This is a genomic window from Streptomyces wuyuanensis (genome assembly GCF_900103455.1).
GTDB lineage: Bacteria > Actinomycetota > Actinomycetes > Streptomycetales > Streptomycetaceae > Streptomyces > Streptomyces wuyuanensis.
Map to the genome: position 1 here is coordinate 1 of NZ_FNHI01000005.1, position 15,166 is coordinate 15,166.

General features: G+C 70.6%; 15 protein-coding genes. 7 read left to right on the forward strand and 8 right to left on the reverse strand.

Annotated features, from left to right (window positions below):
* A partial coding sequence (locus tag BLT82_RS09030) for an integrase core domain-containing protein (RefSeq protein ID WP_143041483.1) occupies positions 1–334 on the forward strand: 334 nt, incomplete at its 5' end.
* Here BLT82_RS09030 and BLT82_RS09035 read toward each other — a convergent pair.
* Positions 331–903, reverse strand: coding sequence for a cob(I)yrinic acid a,c-diamide adenosyltransferase (locus tag BLT82_RS09035; RefSeq protein ID WP_093653368.1), 573 nt, complete (start codon positions 901–903; stop codon positions 331–333). The genes BLT82_RS09030 and BLT82_RS09035 overlap by 4 nt on opposite strands.
* Before the next feature lie 319 nt (positions 904–1,222).
* Here BLT82_RS09035 and BLT82_RS09040 point away from each other — a divergent pair, with 319 nt between their 5' ends.
* The 3 genes from BLT82_RS09040 (at position 1,223) to BLT82_RS09050 (ending at position 5,460) form a co-directional block, all read left to right on the forward strand.
* Positions 1,223–2,071 (forward strand): 3-hydroxyacyl-CoA dehydrogenase family protein, encoded by an 849-nt coding sequence (locus BLT82_RS09040; protein WP_093653369.1) that lies wholly within the window; start codon positions 1,223–1,225, stop codon positions 2,069–2,071.
* Between the two features lie 231 nt (positions 2,072–2,302).
* Positions 2,303–2,626 (forward strand): STAS domain-containing protein, encoded by a 324-nt coding sequence (locus BLT82_RS09045; protein ID WP_093653370.1) that lies wholly within the window; start codon positions 2,303–2,305, stop codon positions 2,624–2,626.
* 218 nt (positions 2,627–2,844) lie between these two features.
* Entirely contained in the window at positions 2,845–5,460 is a 2,616-nt protein-coding gene (locus BLT82_RS09050; protein ID WP_093653371.1) for an ATP-binding protein, read from the forward strand.
* Positions 5,461–5,653: 193 nt separating this feature from the next.
* On the opposite strand, the gene nucS is transcribed toward BLT82_RS09050, so the two are convergent.
* Positions 5,654–6,316, reverse strand: coding sequence for an endonuclease NucS (gene nucS / locus BLT82_RS09055; protein WP_208867797.1), 663 nt, complete (start codon positions 6,314–6,316; stop codon positions 5,654–5,656).
* Between the two features lie 282 nt (positions 6,317–6,598).
* Here nucS and BLT82_RS09060 point away from each other — a divergent pair, with 282 nt between their 5' ends.
* On the forward strand, positions 6,599–6,991 hold the full coding sequence (locus BLT82_RS09060; protein WP_017946869.1) for an SCO5389 family protein: 393 nt from the start codon (positions 6,599–6,601) through the stop codon (positions 6,989–6,991).
* Positions 6,992–7,122: 131 nt separating this feature from the next.
* On the opposite strand, the gene BLT82_RS09065 is transcribed toward BLT82_RS09060, so the two are convergent.
* Positions 7,123–8,163 carry an LLM class flavin-dependent oxidoreductase gene (locus BLT82_RS09065; protein WP_093653373.1) on the reverse strand — a complete coding sequence of 347 codons (1,041 nt, stop codon included), beginning with the start codon at positions 8,161–8,163 and terminating at the stop codon, positions 7,123–7,125.
* A 213-nt stretch (positions 8,164–8,376) separates the two neighbouring features.
* Between BLT82_RS09065 and BLT82_RS09070 the strand changes: the two genes are divergently transcribed.
* Entirely contained in the window at positions 8,377–8,706 is a 330-nt protein-coding gene (locus BLT82_RS09070; protein ID WP_093653374.1) for an ATP/GTP-binding protein, read from the forward strand.
* Between the two features lie 39 nt (positions 8,707–8,745).
* Here BLT82_RS09070 and BLT82_RS09075 read toward each other — a convergent pair whose 3' ends face one another.
* Together BLT82_RS09075 and BLT82_RS09080 are read right to left on the reverse strand one after the other, a co-directional pair.
* On the reverse strand, positions 8,746–9,579 hold the full coding sequence (locus BLT82_RS09075; RefSeq protein ID WP_093653375.1) for an ABC transporter permease: 834 nt from the start codon (positions 9,577–9,579) through the stop codon (positions 8,746–8,748).
* Entirely contained in the window at positions 9,576–10,694 is a 1,119-nt protein-coding gene (locus BLT82_RS09080; RefSeq protein WP_093653376.1) for an ABC transporter ATP-binding protein, read from the reverse strand. The genes BLT82_RS09075 and BLT82_RS09080 overlap by 4 nt, the downstream gene beginning before the upstream one ends.
* A 552-nt stretch (positions 10,695–11,246) precedes the next feature.
* Here BLT82_RS09080 and BLT82_RS09085 point away from each other — a divergent pair.
* Positions 11,247–12,140: a hypothetical protein gene (locus BLT82_RS09085; protein ID WP_143041484.1), complete on the forward strand. Its 894-nt coding sequence runs from the start codon at positions 11,247–11,249 to the stop codon at positions 12,138–12,140.
* 165 nt (positions 12,141–12,305) lie between these two features.
* Here BLT82_RS09085 and BLT82_RS09090 read toward each other — a convergent pair whose 3' ends face one another.
* The 3 genes from BLT82_RS09090 to BLT82_RS09100 all read right to left on the reverse strand — a co-directional run bounded on the left by BLT82_RS09090 (position 12,306) and on the right by BLT82_RS09100 (position 15,159).
* Positions 12,306–13,085: an ABC transporter permease gene (locus tag BLT82_RS09090; protein WP_093653378.1), complete on the reverse strand. Its 780-nt coding sequence runs from the start codon at positions 13,083–13,085 to the stop codon at positions 12,306–12,308.
* 4 nt (positions 13,086–13,089) lie between these two features.
* The gene (locus BLT82_RS09095; protein WP_093653379.1) at positions 13,090–14,040 is read right to left on the reverse strand and encodes an ABC transporter ATP-binding protein; all 951 of its coding nucleotides are present in this window, start codon (positions 14,038–14,040) and stop codon (positions 13,090–13,092) included.
* A gap of 180 nt (positions 14,041–14,220) precedes the next feature.
* Positions 14,221–15,159 (reverse strand): coiled-coil domain-containing protein, encoded by a 939-nt coding sequence (locus BLT82_RS09100; RefSeq protein WP_093653380.1) that lies wholly within the window; start codon positions 15,157–15,159, stop codon positions 14,221–14,223.
* Positions 15,160–15,166: the final 7 nt, after the last annotated feature.

The window sequence follows — 15,166 nt, forward strand, 5'->3', positions numbered from 1 at the left end:
GTTCTTCACCTCCTGCGGGATCACCGTCGAACGCGTCCTGACCGACAACGGAGCCTGCTACCGCTCCCGCGACTGGCGCGACACCCTCGCGGCAGCCCAGATCACCCACAAACGCACCCGCCCCTACCGGCCCCAGACCAACGGCAAGGTCGAACGCCTCAACCGCACCCTGCTCGACGAATGGGCCTACGCCCGCCCCTACCGCTCAGAGCAGGAACGACGCGACGCCTTCCCCGGCTGGCTGCACACCTACAATCACCACCGCGGACACACCGCGCTCGCAGGCAAACCACCCGCCAGCCGCGTCCCCAACCTCACAGGGCAATACACCTAGCGCTCTCCGCCCGGCACCCAGAGCACGTCCCCGACCTGCTTGTTCGCGGTCCTCGCAAGGATGAAGAGCAGGTCGGAGAGCCTGTTGAGGTACGTCGCCGTCAGCGGGTTCATCGTCTTGCCGTGCACCTCCATGGCCGCCCAGGTGGAGCGCTCGGCCCGCCGTACCACCGTGCACGCCTGGTGCAGCAGCGCGGCGCCCGGCGTGCCGCCGGGGAGGATGAACGAGCGCAGCTTCTCCAGATCCGCCAGGAAGCGGTCGCAGTCCGCCTCCAGCTTGTCGATGTAGTCCTGTTGCACGCGCAGCGGCGGGTACTCCGGGTTCTCCACGACGGGTGTGGACAGGTCCGCGCCCACGTCGAAGAGGTCGTTCTGGACCCGGACGAGAACCTTGACGACCTCCTCCGGCAGCCCGCCGAGCGCGACGGCGGTGCCGATGGCGGCGTTCGCCTCGTTGGCGTCCGCGTAGGCGGAGATGCGCACATCGGTCTTGCTCGTGCGGCTCATGTCGCCGAGCGCCGTGGTGCCCTTGTCGCCGGTGCGCGTGTAGATGCGCGTCAGATTGACCATGCGGCCAGCCTAAGGCCGGCCCGTAATCACCAGCGGGCGCGCGACGACAGCCACGGCACCTCGCTGCGTTGTCGGATCACCCGAACACGCCCGGTATGAGGGCGCTCTCTCCGCCTTGCGATGCACCGCATCTGACGCCGCGCGCTGATCCACCGGTGATGACGGGACAGCCCTTGGCCGTGCCCGGGCACCCGACCGGCCTCCGGTGTGATGTCCGTCATCTGAGACGTGACGCGCATCTCTTCGCCGCCACACGGTGCCCCGCGGCCGATAGCCTCCGCAGAGATCCGTATGTAAACGTGTGTTAAGGGGTGCAGCAGTGGCCAGGAAGCTCGCCGTCATCGGGGCCGGACTCATGGGGTCCGGCATCGCGCAGGTCTCCGCCCAGGCGGGCTGGGACGTCGTGCTGCGTGACGTCACCGACGCGGCCCTGACCCGTGGCACCGACGGCATCAAGGCCTCGTACGACAGGTTCGTCGCCAAGGGGAAGCTCGAAGCGGCGGACGCCGAGGCCGCGTTGGGGCGCATCACCACGACGACGGACCTCGAGGCCGTCGCCGACGCGGACATCGTCGTGGAGGCGGTCTTCGAGAAGCTCGAGGTGAAGCACGAGATCTTCCGTGCGCTCGACAAGCTCGTACGGGACGAGGCGGTGCTCGCCTCCAACACGTCCGCCATCCCGATCACCAAGATCGCTGCCGTGACCGAGCGGCCGGAGCGCGTCGTCGGCACCCACTTCTTCTCGCCCGTCCCGATGATGCAGCTGTGCGAACTCGTCCGCGGCTACAAGACCAGCGACGAAACGCTCGCCACCGCACGCGAGTTCGCCGAGTCAGTGGGCAAGACCTGCATCGTCGTCAACCGCGACGTCGCCGGCTTCGTGACCACCCGGCTGATCTCGGCGCTCGTCGTCGAGGCCGCCAAGCTGTACGAGTCGGGCGTGGCGACCGCGGAGGACATCGACATCGCCTGCAAGCTCGGCTTCGGCCACGCGATGGGGCCGCTGGCCACCGCCGACCTGACCGGTGTCGACATCCTGCTCCACGCGACGAGCAACATCTACACCGAGTCGCAGGACGAGAAGTTCGCGCCGCCGGAGCTGATGCGCCGGATGGTGGACGCCGGTGACATCGGGCGCAAGAGCGGGCAGGGCTTCTACAAGCACTGAACACCGACCCCGGGTACGCAGGGGCCGTACGCCCCTGCGTACCGTCACCCCTCAGGGTGAATTCGGTATCGGTTCGCTTACAGACGGCAACTTCTCTGCCTGTGCGGCAGTCAGTTGGTGCAAAGAAATAGGCAGTCGAACCTCGCGGTCGAACGCGACAATCGAACGCAGGGTCGGGAAGTCGACGTACAAGTCAGACCTGACGGACAAAGGCACTCTCGGGGAGCGCATATGCACATCAGGGGCGACCATGCCGAGCTGGTCGTCGGGGGCCGCCTCGACGTCCGGAGCGCGGCGGACGCCCGAACGGTCCTGCACTCGGCCGTCGACGACGGAGTGGGCGATCTCGTGCTCGACCTGAGCAATCTCGACTCCTGGGACGCCACCGGTCTCGGGGTCATCATGGGCGCGCACCGACGGGCCGGCCGCTGCGGCCGACGCCTCGTCCTGCGCGGTGTACCGCCGCAGATGCAGCGGCTCCTGGTGGCCACCCGGCTGCACCGCATCCTGGCCATCGAGGGCGGAATCGCCGCAGAGTCCCTGCCTCGGGTCTGAGCGGACGACACCCGCCAGGGCGCCCATTCATCACGAGACCGTGACGTCCTGGGGCGCCCGGCACCCCGGCTGTTCCCCGACACCCGGCGAGCGTCTAGGCTCCGGTCGCCTGCCTCTTCACGAACCCACACGGCGGGCACCGGACCAGAAGCGGCAGCGGAGCGTGCAGACCGGCCGGGAGGGGCTTCCGCACGAGACGCCATCTGGGGGCTTTGACCATGGACCCGAGGAATCCGGGACCGGACGAGTACGGCCGCGACGACGACCGCAGCGGTGACGAGGCCGGCAGTCCGCAGCGACCGCCGCGCGACGCGGTGCCGCCGGAGTTCGCCCATCAGAAGGCCGCGCCCGCACGCACGGTGCGGGTGGTCGCCGGCGACTTCGCGCTCACCGTCAACCCGGTCGACGGCAGCGAGATCGAGCCCTGCCGCCCCGACGGGGAACCCGCCGCCCCCCTACGGCACACCACCGAGGAGCGCGACGAGCTGCGGCGCGCCGGGCGGCCCCCGCTCCCGCCCGGACCGGCCGCCCCGGCACTGCCGCTGCTGGAGCGTCAGGAAGAGCGTGAGCGGCTCGTACGGCTCCTGGGGCGCGGCCGCACGGTCCGGCTGACCGGACCGGCCGGATCGGGCCGTACCGCCCTGCTGGACGCCGTCGCCGACGACTGCGCGGACCTCGCCCCCGACGGCGTCGTCCGCCTCTCCGGGTACCACCGCACACCGGCCGAGCTGCTGTACGAACTCTTCAGAGCCGTCCACAACGCCCCGCTGCACCGGCCCGACCGGACGGAGCTGCTGCGACACGTCCGCGAGATCGGTGCCGTCGTCCTCGTCGACGACCTGGAGTTCGGCGGCGGAGCGCTGGACGAACTCCTGGACTCGACCCCCGAATGCGCCTTCCTGCTCGCCGCGACCCCCGACGTCGCGGCGCCGTCCGCCGACTCCCAGGTCGAAGAGGTGTTCCTCTCCGGACTCGAACGCGGCACGGCGCTGGAGCTCCTGGAGCGGGCCGTGGACCGGCCTCTCACCGACGAGGAGGCCAACTGGGCCGGCGACCTCTGGTTCGAGTCGGAGGGGCTGCCCCTGCGCTTCGTCCAGGCCGGTGCGCTGCTGAGGCAGCGCGACGCCCTGCGCAACGTCCCCGAGGAGCGGGACGACGACGATGACGACGACGGGGACAACGTCTTCGGCGACGGGCTCGACATCCCGCTGCCGACGCTCGGCGAAGGCGCCGCGCCCGCCGCCCTGCTCGCCTCCCGGCTCAGCGAGTCGGCCCGCGACGCCCTCCGGTTCGCGGTCGCCCTCGGCGGTGAGGTCCCACACCAGGCGCACCTGCCCGCGCTCGTCGGCGACACCCACGCGGACGCCGCGCTCGGCGAACTGACCAGCTGCGCCCTGCTCAGCCCCGTCGGCTCCCGCTACCGGCTGGCGGCCGGAGTCGCCGCTCAGCTCGAGGCCGCCGGCTACGGCGAGGGAGCCCTCGACCGCGCCCACACGGCCGCCCGGCACTACGCCTGGTGGGCGGGGCACCCCTCGGTGACGCCCGCGCGGGCGTCCTCCGAGGCCGACGCGATCCTCGCGGCGCTGGGTTCGCTGGTTCCCCCGCAGGAGACCGGGCACGCCAGCACCGCGGTGCTGCTGGCCCGCAGCGCGGCACCCGCGTTCGCGGCCGGACTGCACTGGCAGGCGTGGGAGCGCACCCTGCGAACCGGTCAGGAAGCGGCCCGGACGGCAGGCGAGGTCGCGGAAGAGGCCTACTTCCTCCACGAGCTGGGCGTGCTGGCTCTCTGCACGGGCGGCCTCGACCGGGCGCGTGCCGAGCTCGAGGCGTCCATAGCCATGCGCGGAGCGCTCGCCGACAAGCGCGGCACGGTCGCCGGCCGGAGGGCGCTGGCGCTCGTGACCGACCGGGAGGGAATCCGGCTGCCCGGCACGGGTACGCCCGAAGGCGAGGGTGCCCCGGCGGTGCGCCCCGAGGAGCCGGTGTCCCCGGCCATGGGCGCCACGGCCGTCTCCCCGCCGCTCGAGACACTGGTGACCCGCCGCGACTCCCCGGCCTCGCTGCCCGGTGTGATCGCCGGCGCCCGCCGCCTCGTGGTCTCCGGCCCCCGGCGCCATCTGGTCGCGGCCGGAGCGGGCGTCCTGCTGGCCGTCGTCCTCGGCACGGTGGTGACGCTCGGCGCGACCTCCGACGACGAGACTCCGGCGAACCGGGTGACCAACGAGCAGTCGGCGAACGAGGGCGAGGGGAGCGACGGCCTCGACGCGGACGAGCCCGCCGGCGACCCCACCAGCCGCCCCGCGGACGGCACCACCGGCGGTACGGGCGGCACCCCCGCCGCCCCGGGCACCGCCCGGCCGGGCGAGAGCGGCTCGGCGGGCGACCCGTCCACTCCGGGCAGCGGTTCCTCGGCGGGCGGCTCGGGCACGAGCGGCTCCGCGACCGGCGGTTCGTCCTCGACGTCGGGCGGCACCACCGGGGGCTCGTCGTCGACGGGAGGTTCACCCGCGACGGGTGGCACGTCGACGGGATCCACGGGTTCACCGACGGACGGCGGCACGTCCACCGGCCCGAGCGGCGGTACGACGGACGGCGGTACGACCGACGGCGGTACGACGGACGGTGGGACCACCGACGGCGGCACCACGGACGGCGGTACGACCGACGGCGGCACGTCCACCGGCCCGAGCGGCGGCACCACGGACGGCGGTACGACCGACGGCGGCACCGCGGACGGGGGCACCACCGAGGGCGGTGCGTCCTCCTCCGGCAGTACGGGCACGTCGACCAGCCCCAGCGGCAGCCAGGCGGGGCCCAGCAGTTCGTCGACCTGACCGGGGGCGGCGCGCCGCGGACCCCGGGCAGGTGCCCGCCGTGCACGGGCCGCGCCCCACGGGCGCGGCCCGGTCGGTCCGGGCGGTCGTACGGAAGCGCGACGGCAGGCGGCCGGTACGGGGCGGGCGCGGCCCCGGCATGAACGCGGGCGGCCAGCACCACGGCCCGCCGTCCGCGTTCTCGTGCCTTCCGTCAGAACAGGCGCAGCTTGTCGTCCTCGATGCCGCGCAGGGCGTCGTAGTCCAGCACCACGCAGCCGATCCCGCGGTCCGTCGCCAGGACGCGTGCCTGGGGCTTGATCTCCTGCGCCGCGAACACACCGCGGACCGGGGCGAGATGGGGGTCGCGGTTCAGCAGCTCCAGATAGCGGGTGAGCTGCTCGACCCCGTCGATCTCACCGCGGCGCTTGATCTCCACCGCCACCGTCGCGCCGTCGGAGTCCCGGCAGAGGATGTCCACGGGGCCGATCGCCGTCGGGTACTCGCGGCGGATCAGGCTGTAGCCGTCGCCGAGTGTCTCGATACGGTCTGCCAGCAGCTCCTGGAGGTGCGCTTCCACGCCGTCCTTGATGAGCCCCGGGTCCACACCCAGCTCGTGGGACGAGTCGTGGAGGACCTCCTCCATCGTGATGATCAGTTTCTCGCCCGTTTTGTTGGTGACCGTCCAGACGTTGTCCTCCCCCTCCTTGAGGGTGCAGGGAGGCGACATCCAGTTCAGCGGTTTGTACGCCCTGTCGTCGGCGTGGATGGAGACACTGCCGTCCGCCTTGACCAGGATCAGACGGGGAGCGGAGGGCAGGTGGGCGGTGAGCCGGCCGGCGTAGTCCACGGAACAGCGGGCGATGACGAGACGCATGGTGCGCAACGCTACTCGACCGACCTCCTCGCGCGCGATTCCTCCACTGTCGCGCACCCTGCCCCTGTCCGAGTCCCTACGGGTCGCCCCTCTTGTGCCCTTACGTTATTGGCCGGTTGTGTTCCCATTCTCCTGGTGCGGACCAGACAGCGCGCATAACGTGGAAGCAGGAGGTCGCCGTTCGTGCACTCTGCGTCGTCTTCAGCGCCGTGCCGGGCATGATCGGTCGCCTCCTTCCCTGCCCGTAAGACCCCGTTCGACGGGGTCGCGAGAGGAGAACCCATGTCGCTCGACGTCTCACCGGCGCTGTTGGAACAGGCCGAGCGAGGCGAGGTCGACGAAGCTGCATTCGTCGACTGCGTCCGGACCTCCCTGCCCTATGCATGGGAGATGATCAGTTCTCTGGTGGCTCAGCTGAAGGTGGACGGCGGCGAGTTCGCCGACAACCAGACGCCGCCGCCGGACGAGCAGGCACGTGGTCAGCTGTTGCGCGCGCTCGCGAGTGATGCCATCCGGGGTGCGCTGCAGCGGCACTTCGGGGTACGGCTCGCTTTCCAGAACTGCCATCGCGTCGCGGTGTTCCCGCTGGACTCCTCGGTGGACGAGCGGCTCGCCCGCTTCACTTCCGTACGGGCCCAGTTGCTCAACCAGTCGCCCGAACTTCGCGACTGCTGATGTCTTCCGCTGCCGCTCCGCATCGCGGGAGGCGTCATGGATGCCGGGGCGGCAGCCTCCGCCGGACGACGGGCCGGGGGAGGCGTGCGGGCCGTACGGTCGTACGGCCCGCATCCGCGGCGGCGCCCCGCTCAGCGGAGCAGCGGAAGCACCTCGGCGCCCAGCCGCCGCACGTTCTCCTCCGTCGCCGCGAGATCGCCCGAGCCCTCGGAGAGGAGCGCGAAACGGTTGATGCCGGTGCGCTCCGCGGTCGCCGCGAGCCGGTCCGCCGCCAGCCTCGGCGGGCCTACCGGGTGTAGCCGGCACAGAAGCTCCGTGTAGGCCACGGGGTCGCGCATCGCGCGCCGGCGCCCGTCGACCGTCACATGTGCGTCCAGGCCCTGCTTCAGCCAGCCCGGCATCGCCTTGACGAGGGTCTCCTCCGCCGCCGTGCGGCTGTCGGCGATCTGCGCCACGCCGGCCGACACATGGCCGGCCTGAGCCACCGTCTCCGGGGCGTGGCCCGCCGCGAGGGCGTGGCCGCGCCACAGGGCGACCATGTCCGCCTTCTCCTCGTCACCGCAGTGCATCCCGAGGAGCATCGGCAGTCCGCGCTCGGCCGCCAGCCGTACCGTCGAGGGGGAGGTGCACGCCACGACGACCTCGGGACCCGCGGGGCCGTCGACGTCGTCGCCGATCAGGTCGTCGGGGCGCGGAACGACGGGGACCTCGCGGAAAGCGAATCGTTCCCCCTCGGCCCCCACACGGGCCTCCCGCAGCCAGCGCAGCAGCAGGTCCAGCGACTCGGGGAAGTCCTTCTCGTACGCCGCGAGACCGGCGCCGAAGACCTCGAGGTCGACCCAGGGGCCGCCGCGGCCCACACCGAGGGAGAACCGGCCCCCCGACGTGAGGTGCAGCAGCGCCGCCTGCTCGCCCAGCGCCACGGGGTGGGCGGTCGGCAGCACGCTCACCGCGGTGCCCACCCGGATCCGTTCCGTGCGGCCGAGCAGCAGCGCCGCCAGGGTCACGGCCGACGGGCAGACCCCGTAGGGTACGAAATGGTGCTCGGCCAGCCAGACCGAGTCCAGTCCGGCGGCCTCCGCCGCCTCGGCGGACCGCACGGCACGGTGCAGCGCCTCTCCGTGCCCCTGGCCCGGGAACTGGGCGGCCAGTACAAAAGCTCCAACGCGCATCGCCTGATGCCTCCTTGCGGCCGACGCGGCATTCCCCCCACACAGGCAACAACGTCTGACACGTGCCAAAGGCACGGCCGCGAGTGAAGTTGTTGCGATTTTCCGGTAACTGGCCCCTGTGGGTGGCGCGCTCGGCGCCGTACCGGACGCCTACCCGCTGCCCGGGACCGTAGGCTTGGGGGTGAACTGTCCGCTCTGCCCCCGAGGTGTCACGTGTCCCCGCGCAGAAACCGCCCCCGCGGCGGGGAGAAGCAGACAGACCGTGCCGGCGACATGGGCGACCGCTACGGCGGTGTGGAGCGTTCCGAGAGCTGGCAGGGCGAGGACTGGCGCGTCCGGCACGTCGCGGGGGCGAGCGCCGTGGGCAAGCGCTACCGCTGCCCCGGCTGCGACCAGGAGATCCCGTCCGGCACCCCGCACGTGGTCGCCTGGCCCGAGTACGGGGGAGTGGACGACCGGCGCCACTGGCACAAGGCGTGCTGGAACGCGAAGGACCGCCGCACCTCCCGGGTGCAGCGGTCCCGCAACGCGCCTCGCCACTGAACGGCCGGCCCGGCTGCCGAAGCGCCGGTCCGGCGGCGGTCAGACGTCGCGCCGGTTGATCACGACAAAGGCGCTTCCCAGTGAGACCCCCGCGACACCGAGCATCACCAGTACGGACGCCCAGCCCGCGGGCCCCGATCCGGCGGCCTCACCGTAGACGCCGATGAGCTGCGCCGGGATCGAGTAGCCGAGCAGGAACTCGCTCACGTCCGACAGGGCAGCGGACCCGAGCATGAAGAACCCGGCCACCAGCGGCATCAGCATGATGCCCAGCATCACCGTGATCGTCCCGGCGGAGTGCCGGATCACCGCGCCCATACCCAGCGACGCCAGTCCCAGCAGGGCGATGAACAGCGATGAGCCCACGGTGGACAGGAGCCACTCCTCGGTGGCCGGCTCCCGGCCGTCGAGGATCGCCACCTGGCAGAGAGCGACGAAGGCGGTGGTCACCAGCGTCGTGACGAAGGCCAGACCGAAGAAGACGAGCGACTTCGCCGTGAGCACCCGGCTCCGGCTCGGGCAGGCCGTCAGTGTGGTGCGGATCATCCCGGTGCCGAACTCCGAGGTGACCGTCAGCGAGCCGAGAGTGATCACACAGATGCAGCCGATCAGTGCGCCGAACACGCCCAAGCCGAGCACGGGTTCATTGCCCATCTCGCCGTTCGCGTCCGCCGCAGCGACCAGGGCGGCGATCCCGAGACCGACCACGAGCATCAGCAGGATCATCACGCCCAGCGTCCACATCGTGGAGCGAACCGAGCGGATCTTGGTCCACTCGGAGGCGAGGGCGTCGCCGAGGTGGGCCGCCCGGACCGGAATCGGGGAGGTGTACGCGCCCATGGCAGCACCCGGCTGCTGGTAGGGGGTGGTCATCGGGAATCCTCGGGCTTGATCTGGTCGGTGTGGGCGGCGTCCGCCGGGGGAGTGGCCGGCGGTGCGGTCGCGTACGGGTTCTCGCCGGGCGCGGGCGGTGGCGGGGCGTACCAGCCCTGCTGGGGCACGTCGGGGATCTGCGGCTGCGGTGGCGCGTAGCCCGGGGGCTGCGGCTGCATCAGGCCCGCCTTCTGGTCCTCCGTCGAGCGGTAGTCCACGGCGCCCTGGGTCATCCGCATGTACGCCTCCTCCAGGGACGCCTGGTGCGGCGACAGCTCCCACAGCCGGACGTCCGCCTCGTGCGCCAGGTCGCTGATGCGCGGCAGGGCGAGCCCGGTGACCCGCAGCGCGCCGTCCTGTTCGGGCATGACCTGGCCGCCCGCCTCGGACAGGGCCGCGGACAGCTTCTCGCGCTGCTGCGGCTCGGTCTCCGGGGTCCGCACCCTGGCGAAGCTGGCCGAGTTGTGGGCGATGAAGTCCTGGACGCTCATGTCGGCCATCAGCTGGCCGCGGCCGATCACGATCAGGTGGTCGGCGGTCAGCGCCATCTCGCTCATCAGGTGAGAGGAGACGAAGACGGTGCGGCCCTCGGCCGCGAGCTGCTTCATCAGGTTCCTGACCCAGAGGATGCCCTCGGGGTCGAGGCCGTTGACCGGCTCGTCGAAGAGCAGCACCTGCGGGTCGCCCAGGAGGGCCGCGGCGATGCCCAGGCGCTGCCCCATGCCGAGCGAGAAACCGCCGGAGCGTCGCTTGGCGACGTCGTGGAGGCCGACCACGCCGAGGACCTCGTCGACCCGGCGGGCCGGGATGCCGGCGAGCTGCGCCAGCGACAGCAGGTGATTGCGCGCGGTGCGTCCACCGTGGACCGCCTTGGCGTCCAGCAGCGCTCCGACCTGGCGCGGGGCGTTCGGCAACTGCCGGTACGGAAGGCCACCGATGGTCACCCGTCCCTCGGTGGGCCGGTCGAGTCCCAGGACCATGCGCATGGTCGTGGACTTGCCGGCACCGTTGGGTCCGAGAAACCCGGTGACGGCACCGGGCCGCACCTGGAAGGAAAGGTTGTACACGGCCGTCTTGGCGCCGTAGCGCTTCGTCAGGCCGACTGCCTCGATCATGTCTCCAGCCCCATCGACTGTCGGGTCGTCGGGGCCTGGCCGTGCTGTTGCCGTACACCCCCGTAAGAGCTATGAGGATATCCGGGCCTTGACGGTTCCGGCCAAGCCCATGCCGAGAGCTGATCCGGCGGCAGAGGGCGACAGGCATCGCCCGGGGCGTAGACGCTCTTGCCCCCACGGGCCCGTGGGGGCCGACCGGGTCGTTCTCGGACCTTCATTTGATAGTTCTCTCGCCGCATGCATAAGCTACCGATCAGTTGGGTATCGACCACACCCGGCGAGTCCAGGGGGAATTCTCGGCCGAGCGGCTTCCGTGCGGCATTTTCCGGGTGCTGTGCCCGATTCTGATTCCTTGCTTGCCTGACCTGCCCGCAGCGGGTTCTCAGGCATGCCCGGGAGGTCCTCGTGGGCAGATCTGATCCGTAGAAGCACTCCGCTTCGTTATCCAAAGGGAATTGGGCTGCCTTGAAGTCCGCGTTCGCAATACCTTCGGGGGCAATCGCAATCGCCCTCACCACCTCGCTCCTGGCCTCTGCGACGCCCGCAGGTGCCGTGGATGTGGCAACGTCGCCCCAGCTCGCGGCCGCCGTAGTCGAACGGGCCACCGGTACCGGGGATCTGGCCAACCGCCTCTCCGGCGAGTCGGGGAGCGCCTTCACGACCGTGGTTGCGGTGGAGAACGGCGGAGCCGTCACCGTGGCCGCGCCTGAAGAGGCAAGAGGCTCCGTCGAGGTGCGGGGCCCTGAGGGTGGAACGGTCGGTCTCGGTCTGCCGGTCACCGAGAACGTGTCCGGGGTCCTGGCCGGCAGGGGCACCATCGTCTACCCGGAAGCAGCCGAAGCCACCGATGTCTCGGTGCAGGCCACTGATTCCGGGGCCGTACGCGCGTTGGTGACCCTCAAGGACCGGTCAGCGGCGACCACGCACCGCTTTGACCTGGACCTGCCCGACGGTGCCGAGCTCGTCCCGGACGGTGAGGGCGGCTATCAGATCCTGCAGGGCGCAGATGGAGAGGGCGGCAAACGCGCCGTCGGCGCCATCGACGCACCCTGGGCCAAGGATGCCCGGGGCGAAGCCGTCCCCACGTCCTACACGCTTGACGGCAACACCCTGGTGCAGACCGTTGAGACGAGCGAATCGACCGCGTTTCCTGTCGTGGCGGACCCCAAAATCTCACTTGGATGGGGCGTCTACATCAGCATGTGGGGGCGTGAGCTGAAAATCATTGCGCCCATGGTCGGATTCGGCATGGAGGTCGGCCTCGCGTACATCTGCGGAAAGGCGCGTCTCCTTCTGGGGACTGCTTGCGGTCTCGCTGTAGGAGGAAAGGTCTTCTTTCCGACCCTTGAAGCCTCCAAGAAATTGAAGGACAAGACCTGCTATCAGAACAAGTTCGGCTCGAAGCGCAAGACGTGGACCGTGGTGAACGCCAAGCAGTGCAAGTGACGCCCGTAAACCGGCTGTCGCGAGCGCGCGACCGATAGCCGACCCGATGCCGGGGACCGGGAACAACGAGACGAGACCGGCTGTGGGGCCCAGGACCCATGGACACCACAGCCTCGTCGCGCTGAGGGCTTGCAGGGAAGCAACACCTTGATTCCCTGCAAGCCCTCAGGCGTCCCGCTTCTTGAGCACCAGGAAGCCGCCGAGCAGCGCGGCCGCCACCCAGAGCGCCATGATGCCGAGACCGCCCCACGGCCCGTACGGGGCCTCCTCGCTGTTCATCGCCAGAGGCACGACCTGCATGATCTTCGAGCCCGCCTGGTCCGGGAAGTAGCGGGCGACGTCCTTCGCGTACGGGACGGCGGCCAGGATCTGGGACACCAGGAAGAAGAACGGCATCAGGATGCCGAGCGAGAGCATCGAGCTCCGCAGCATCGCCGCGACGCCCATGGAGAAGATCGCGATGAGACCCATGTAGAGCCCACCGCCGATCACCGCGCGCAGCACGTTCTCCTCGCCGATGGTGGTGGCGCGGTCGCCGAGCAGGGCCTGACCGAGGAAGAAGCTCAGGAAGCTCGTCGCCATCCCGACCGTCAGCGCCAGCAGCCCGGCCACCGCGATCTTGCCGAACAGGAACGTGGCGCGCTGCGGGACGGCGGCGAGCGAGGTGCGGATCATGCCGGAGCTGTACTCCGTGCCGACCACGAGCACACCGAAGACGACCATCGCGAGCTGCCCCAGCACCATCCCGGAGAAACTGACGAGCGTCGGGTCGAAGGTGGCCTGCTCGGCGGGCGGCAGCTCGTCGAAGGTCGAGGCGAGCAGCGCGCAGAGCAGCGCGCCGACGACGACCGTGACGACGAAGGCGCTGACGAGGGTCCAGGTGGTGGAGGCGACCGTGCGGATCTTGGTCCACTCGGACTGCAGAACGGCGGGTACCGAGGCCATCGGGTCAGGCTCCCTTGTCGCGCGGGGCCCACTGGGGGCCGTGACCGGGGGCGGAGTGCGCGTGGTACTCCACGGCGCTCGCCGTCATCTGCATGAACGCCTCCTCCAGCGAGGCGCGCTGGGAGCTCAGTTCATGGAGCACGATGTGGTGCTCGGCGGCGAGTTCGCCCACCTGCTCGGTGGTGGCGCCGTCGATCTCCAGCGTGCCGTTGCCGGCCTCGACGGGGGTCAGGCCCGACTGGTGGAGCACGTCCCGCAGCCGCTCCTGCTGCGGGGAGCGCAGCCGTACATAACTGCGCGAGTTCTGATGGATGAAATCGGCCATCGACGTGTCGGCGAGCAATCGTCCCTGTCCGATGACGATCAAGTGATCCGCGGTGAGGGCCATTTCGCTCATCAGATGGGAGGAGACGAAGATCGTTCTTCCCTCGGCGGCGAGCTGTTTCATCAGATTGCGGATCCAGTGAATTCCTTCGGGATCCAGCCCGTTGACCGGCTCGTCGAACATCAGGATCTCCGGGTCGCCGAGCAGTGCGGAGGCGATGCCGAGCCGCTGCCCCATACCGAGGGAGAAGCCCTTGGTCTTCTTCTTCGCCACCGCCGTCAGGCCGACCGTGTCGAGGACCTCGGCCACCCGGCTCGAAGGGATCCGGTTGGCCTGGGCCAGGCAGAGCAGGTTGTTGTAGGCACTGCGGCCGCCGTGCATCGCCTTGGCGTCGAGCAGGGCGCCGATGTACTTGAGCGGTTCCTGGAGATCCCGGTAGTGCCTGCCGTCGATCCGGACCGTCCCGCTCGTGGGGTTGTCCAGATCCAGCATCATGCGCATCGTCGTCGACTTGCCCGCGCCGTTGGGCCCGAGGAAGCCGGTCACGACGCCCGGCCGCACCGTGAAGGAGAGATGGTCGACCGCGACCTTGGAGCCGAAACGTTTGGTGAGACCCTCGAGCTCGATCATGCGTTCACGCTACGGGGGCCGATGGGGCGACGCCAGCGGATATGGACAACGGGCGGCGACATTTCACCGTCCGGACGGTGACGGGGCCGCGCACGGCGGCACGGGCCGGGAAGACGCGTGCGCCCGGTGCCAACGAAGGCACCGGGCGCACGCGGAGCGTACTGCCGTACGGCTGCGGCGTCAGCGGGACTGCTGGGCCGGGACGCCGCGGGACACCGGCTCGTCGTCGGCCGGCGCACCCGTCGCGGCGACCGCCGCGCCGGTCAGCGTGGCCAGCATCTCGCGGACGTTGGTCAGCTGGGCGTTGATGGAGTCGCGACGGTTCGTCAGCGCGGCGAGCTCGCGCTCCGATTCGCTGCGGATACGGTCCGCCTTCGCGTTCGCGTCGGCCACGATGTCCTCGGCCTGGCGCTGCGCGGTCTCGACGGTCTGGCGGGCGCGGCGCTCCGCGTCCGTGCGCAGCTTCTCGGCCTCCAGGCGCAGCTGCTCGGCGCGGTGCTCGATCTCCGCGAGGCGCTTTTCCGCCTTCGCCTGACGCGAGGCCAGATCGCGCTCGGACTGGTCGCGGCGCTTCGCCAGGTTCGTCTCGAAGTCCGCGGCGGCCTGGGCGGCCTTGGCGCGGGTCTCCTCGAAGAGCGCGTCCGCCTCCTCGCGCTTGGACTGCGCGTCCTTCTGCGCGTCGGCACGCAGCGAGTTCGCCTCGCTCTGCGCCTTCTCGACGATCCTGACGCCCTCGTCCTCCGCCTTCTGCTTGCGCTCCGCCGCGAAGGCCTCGGCGTCGTTGCGCACCTGCTGGGCGGCGCCCTCGGCGAGCTCGCGGTGCTGCTCGGCCGCGCGACGGGCCTCCTCGCGCAGGTCCTTCGCCTCCTCTTCCGCGAGCCGGAGGATCTTCTCCACGCGCGCACCGAGTCCGGCGTACGACGGCTCGGCGTCGTTGACCTGGGCCTGGGCATTCTGCGTCTCGAGATGGAGCTCCTCGATGCGCTTTTCCAGAGAGGTGATACGTCCTAGAGCACTGTCACGATCGGCGACGAGTTTGGTAATGCGGTCATCCACCTGACCGCGGTCGTACCCACGCCGCACGAGCTCGAAGCCGAAGGGGGAGGAAGTGTCGCTCATGGGGTTC

Excerpts from the sequence above, each read along its gene's own strand:
- nucS (WP_208867797.1), bottom strand. The coding sequence starts at position 6,316 with ATGCGTCTCGTCATCGCCCGCTGTTCCGTGGACTACGCCGGCCGGCTC.
- BLT82_RS09035 (WP_093653368.1), bottom strand. The coding sequence starts at position 903 with ATGGTCAATCTGACGCGCATCTACACGCGCACCGGCGACAAGGGCACC.
- BLT82_RS09050 (WP_093653371.1), top strand. The coding sequence starts at position 2,845 with ATGGACCCGAGGAATCCGGGACCGGACGAGTACGGCCGCGACGACGAC.
- BLT82_RS09100 (WP_093653380.1), bottom strand. The coding sequence starts at position 15,159 with ATGAGCGACACTTCCTCCCCCTTCGGCTTCGAGCTCGTGCGGCGTGGG.
- BLT82_RS09095 (WP_093653379.1), bottom strand. The coding sequence starts at position 14,040 with ATGATCGAGCTCGAGGGTCTCACCAAACGTTTCGGCTCCAAGGTCGCG.
- BLT82_RS09080 (WP_093653376.1), bottom strand. The coding sequence starts at position 10,694 with ATGATCGAGGCAGTCGGCCTGACGAAGCGCTACGGCGCCAAGACGGCC.
- BLT82_RS09090 (WP_093653378.1), bottom strand. The coding sequence starts at position 13,085 with ATGGCCTCGGTACCCGCCGTTCTGCAGTCCGAGTGGACCAAGATCCGC.
- BLT82_RS09075 (WP_093653375.1), bottom strand. The coding sequence starts at position 9,579 with ATGACCACCCCCTACCAGCAGCCGGGTGCTGCCATGGGCGCGTACACC.
- BLT82_RS09045 (WP_093653370.1), top strand. The coding sequence starts at position 2,303 with ATGCACATCAGGGGCGACCATGCCGAGCTGGTCGTCGGGGGCCGCCTC.
- BLT82_RS09065 (WP_093653373.1), bottom strand. The coding sequence starts at position 8,163 with ATGCGCGTTGGAGCTTTTGTACTGGCCGCCCAGTTCCCGGGCCAGGGG.
- BLT82_RS09060 (WP_017946869.1), top strand. The coding sequence starts at position 6,599 with ATGTCGCTCGACGTCTCACCGGCGCTGTTGGAACAGGCCGAGCGAGGC.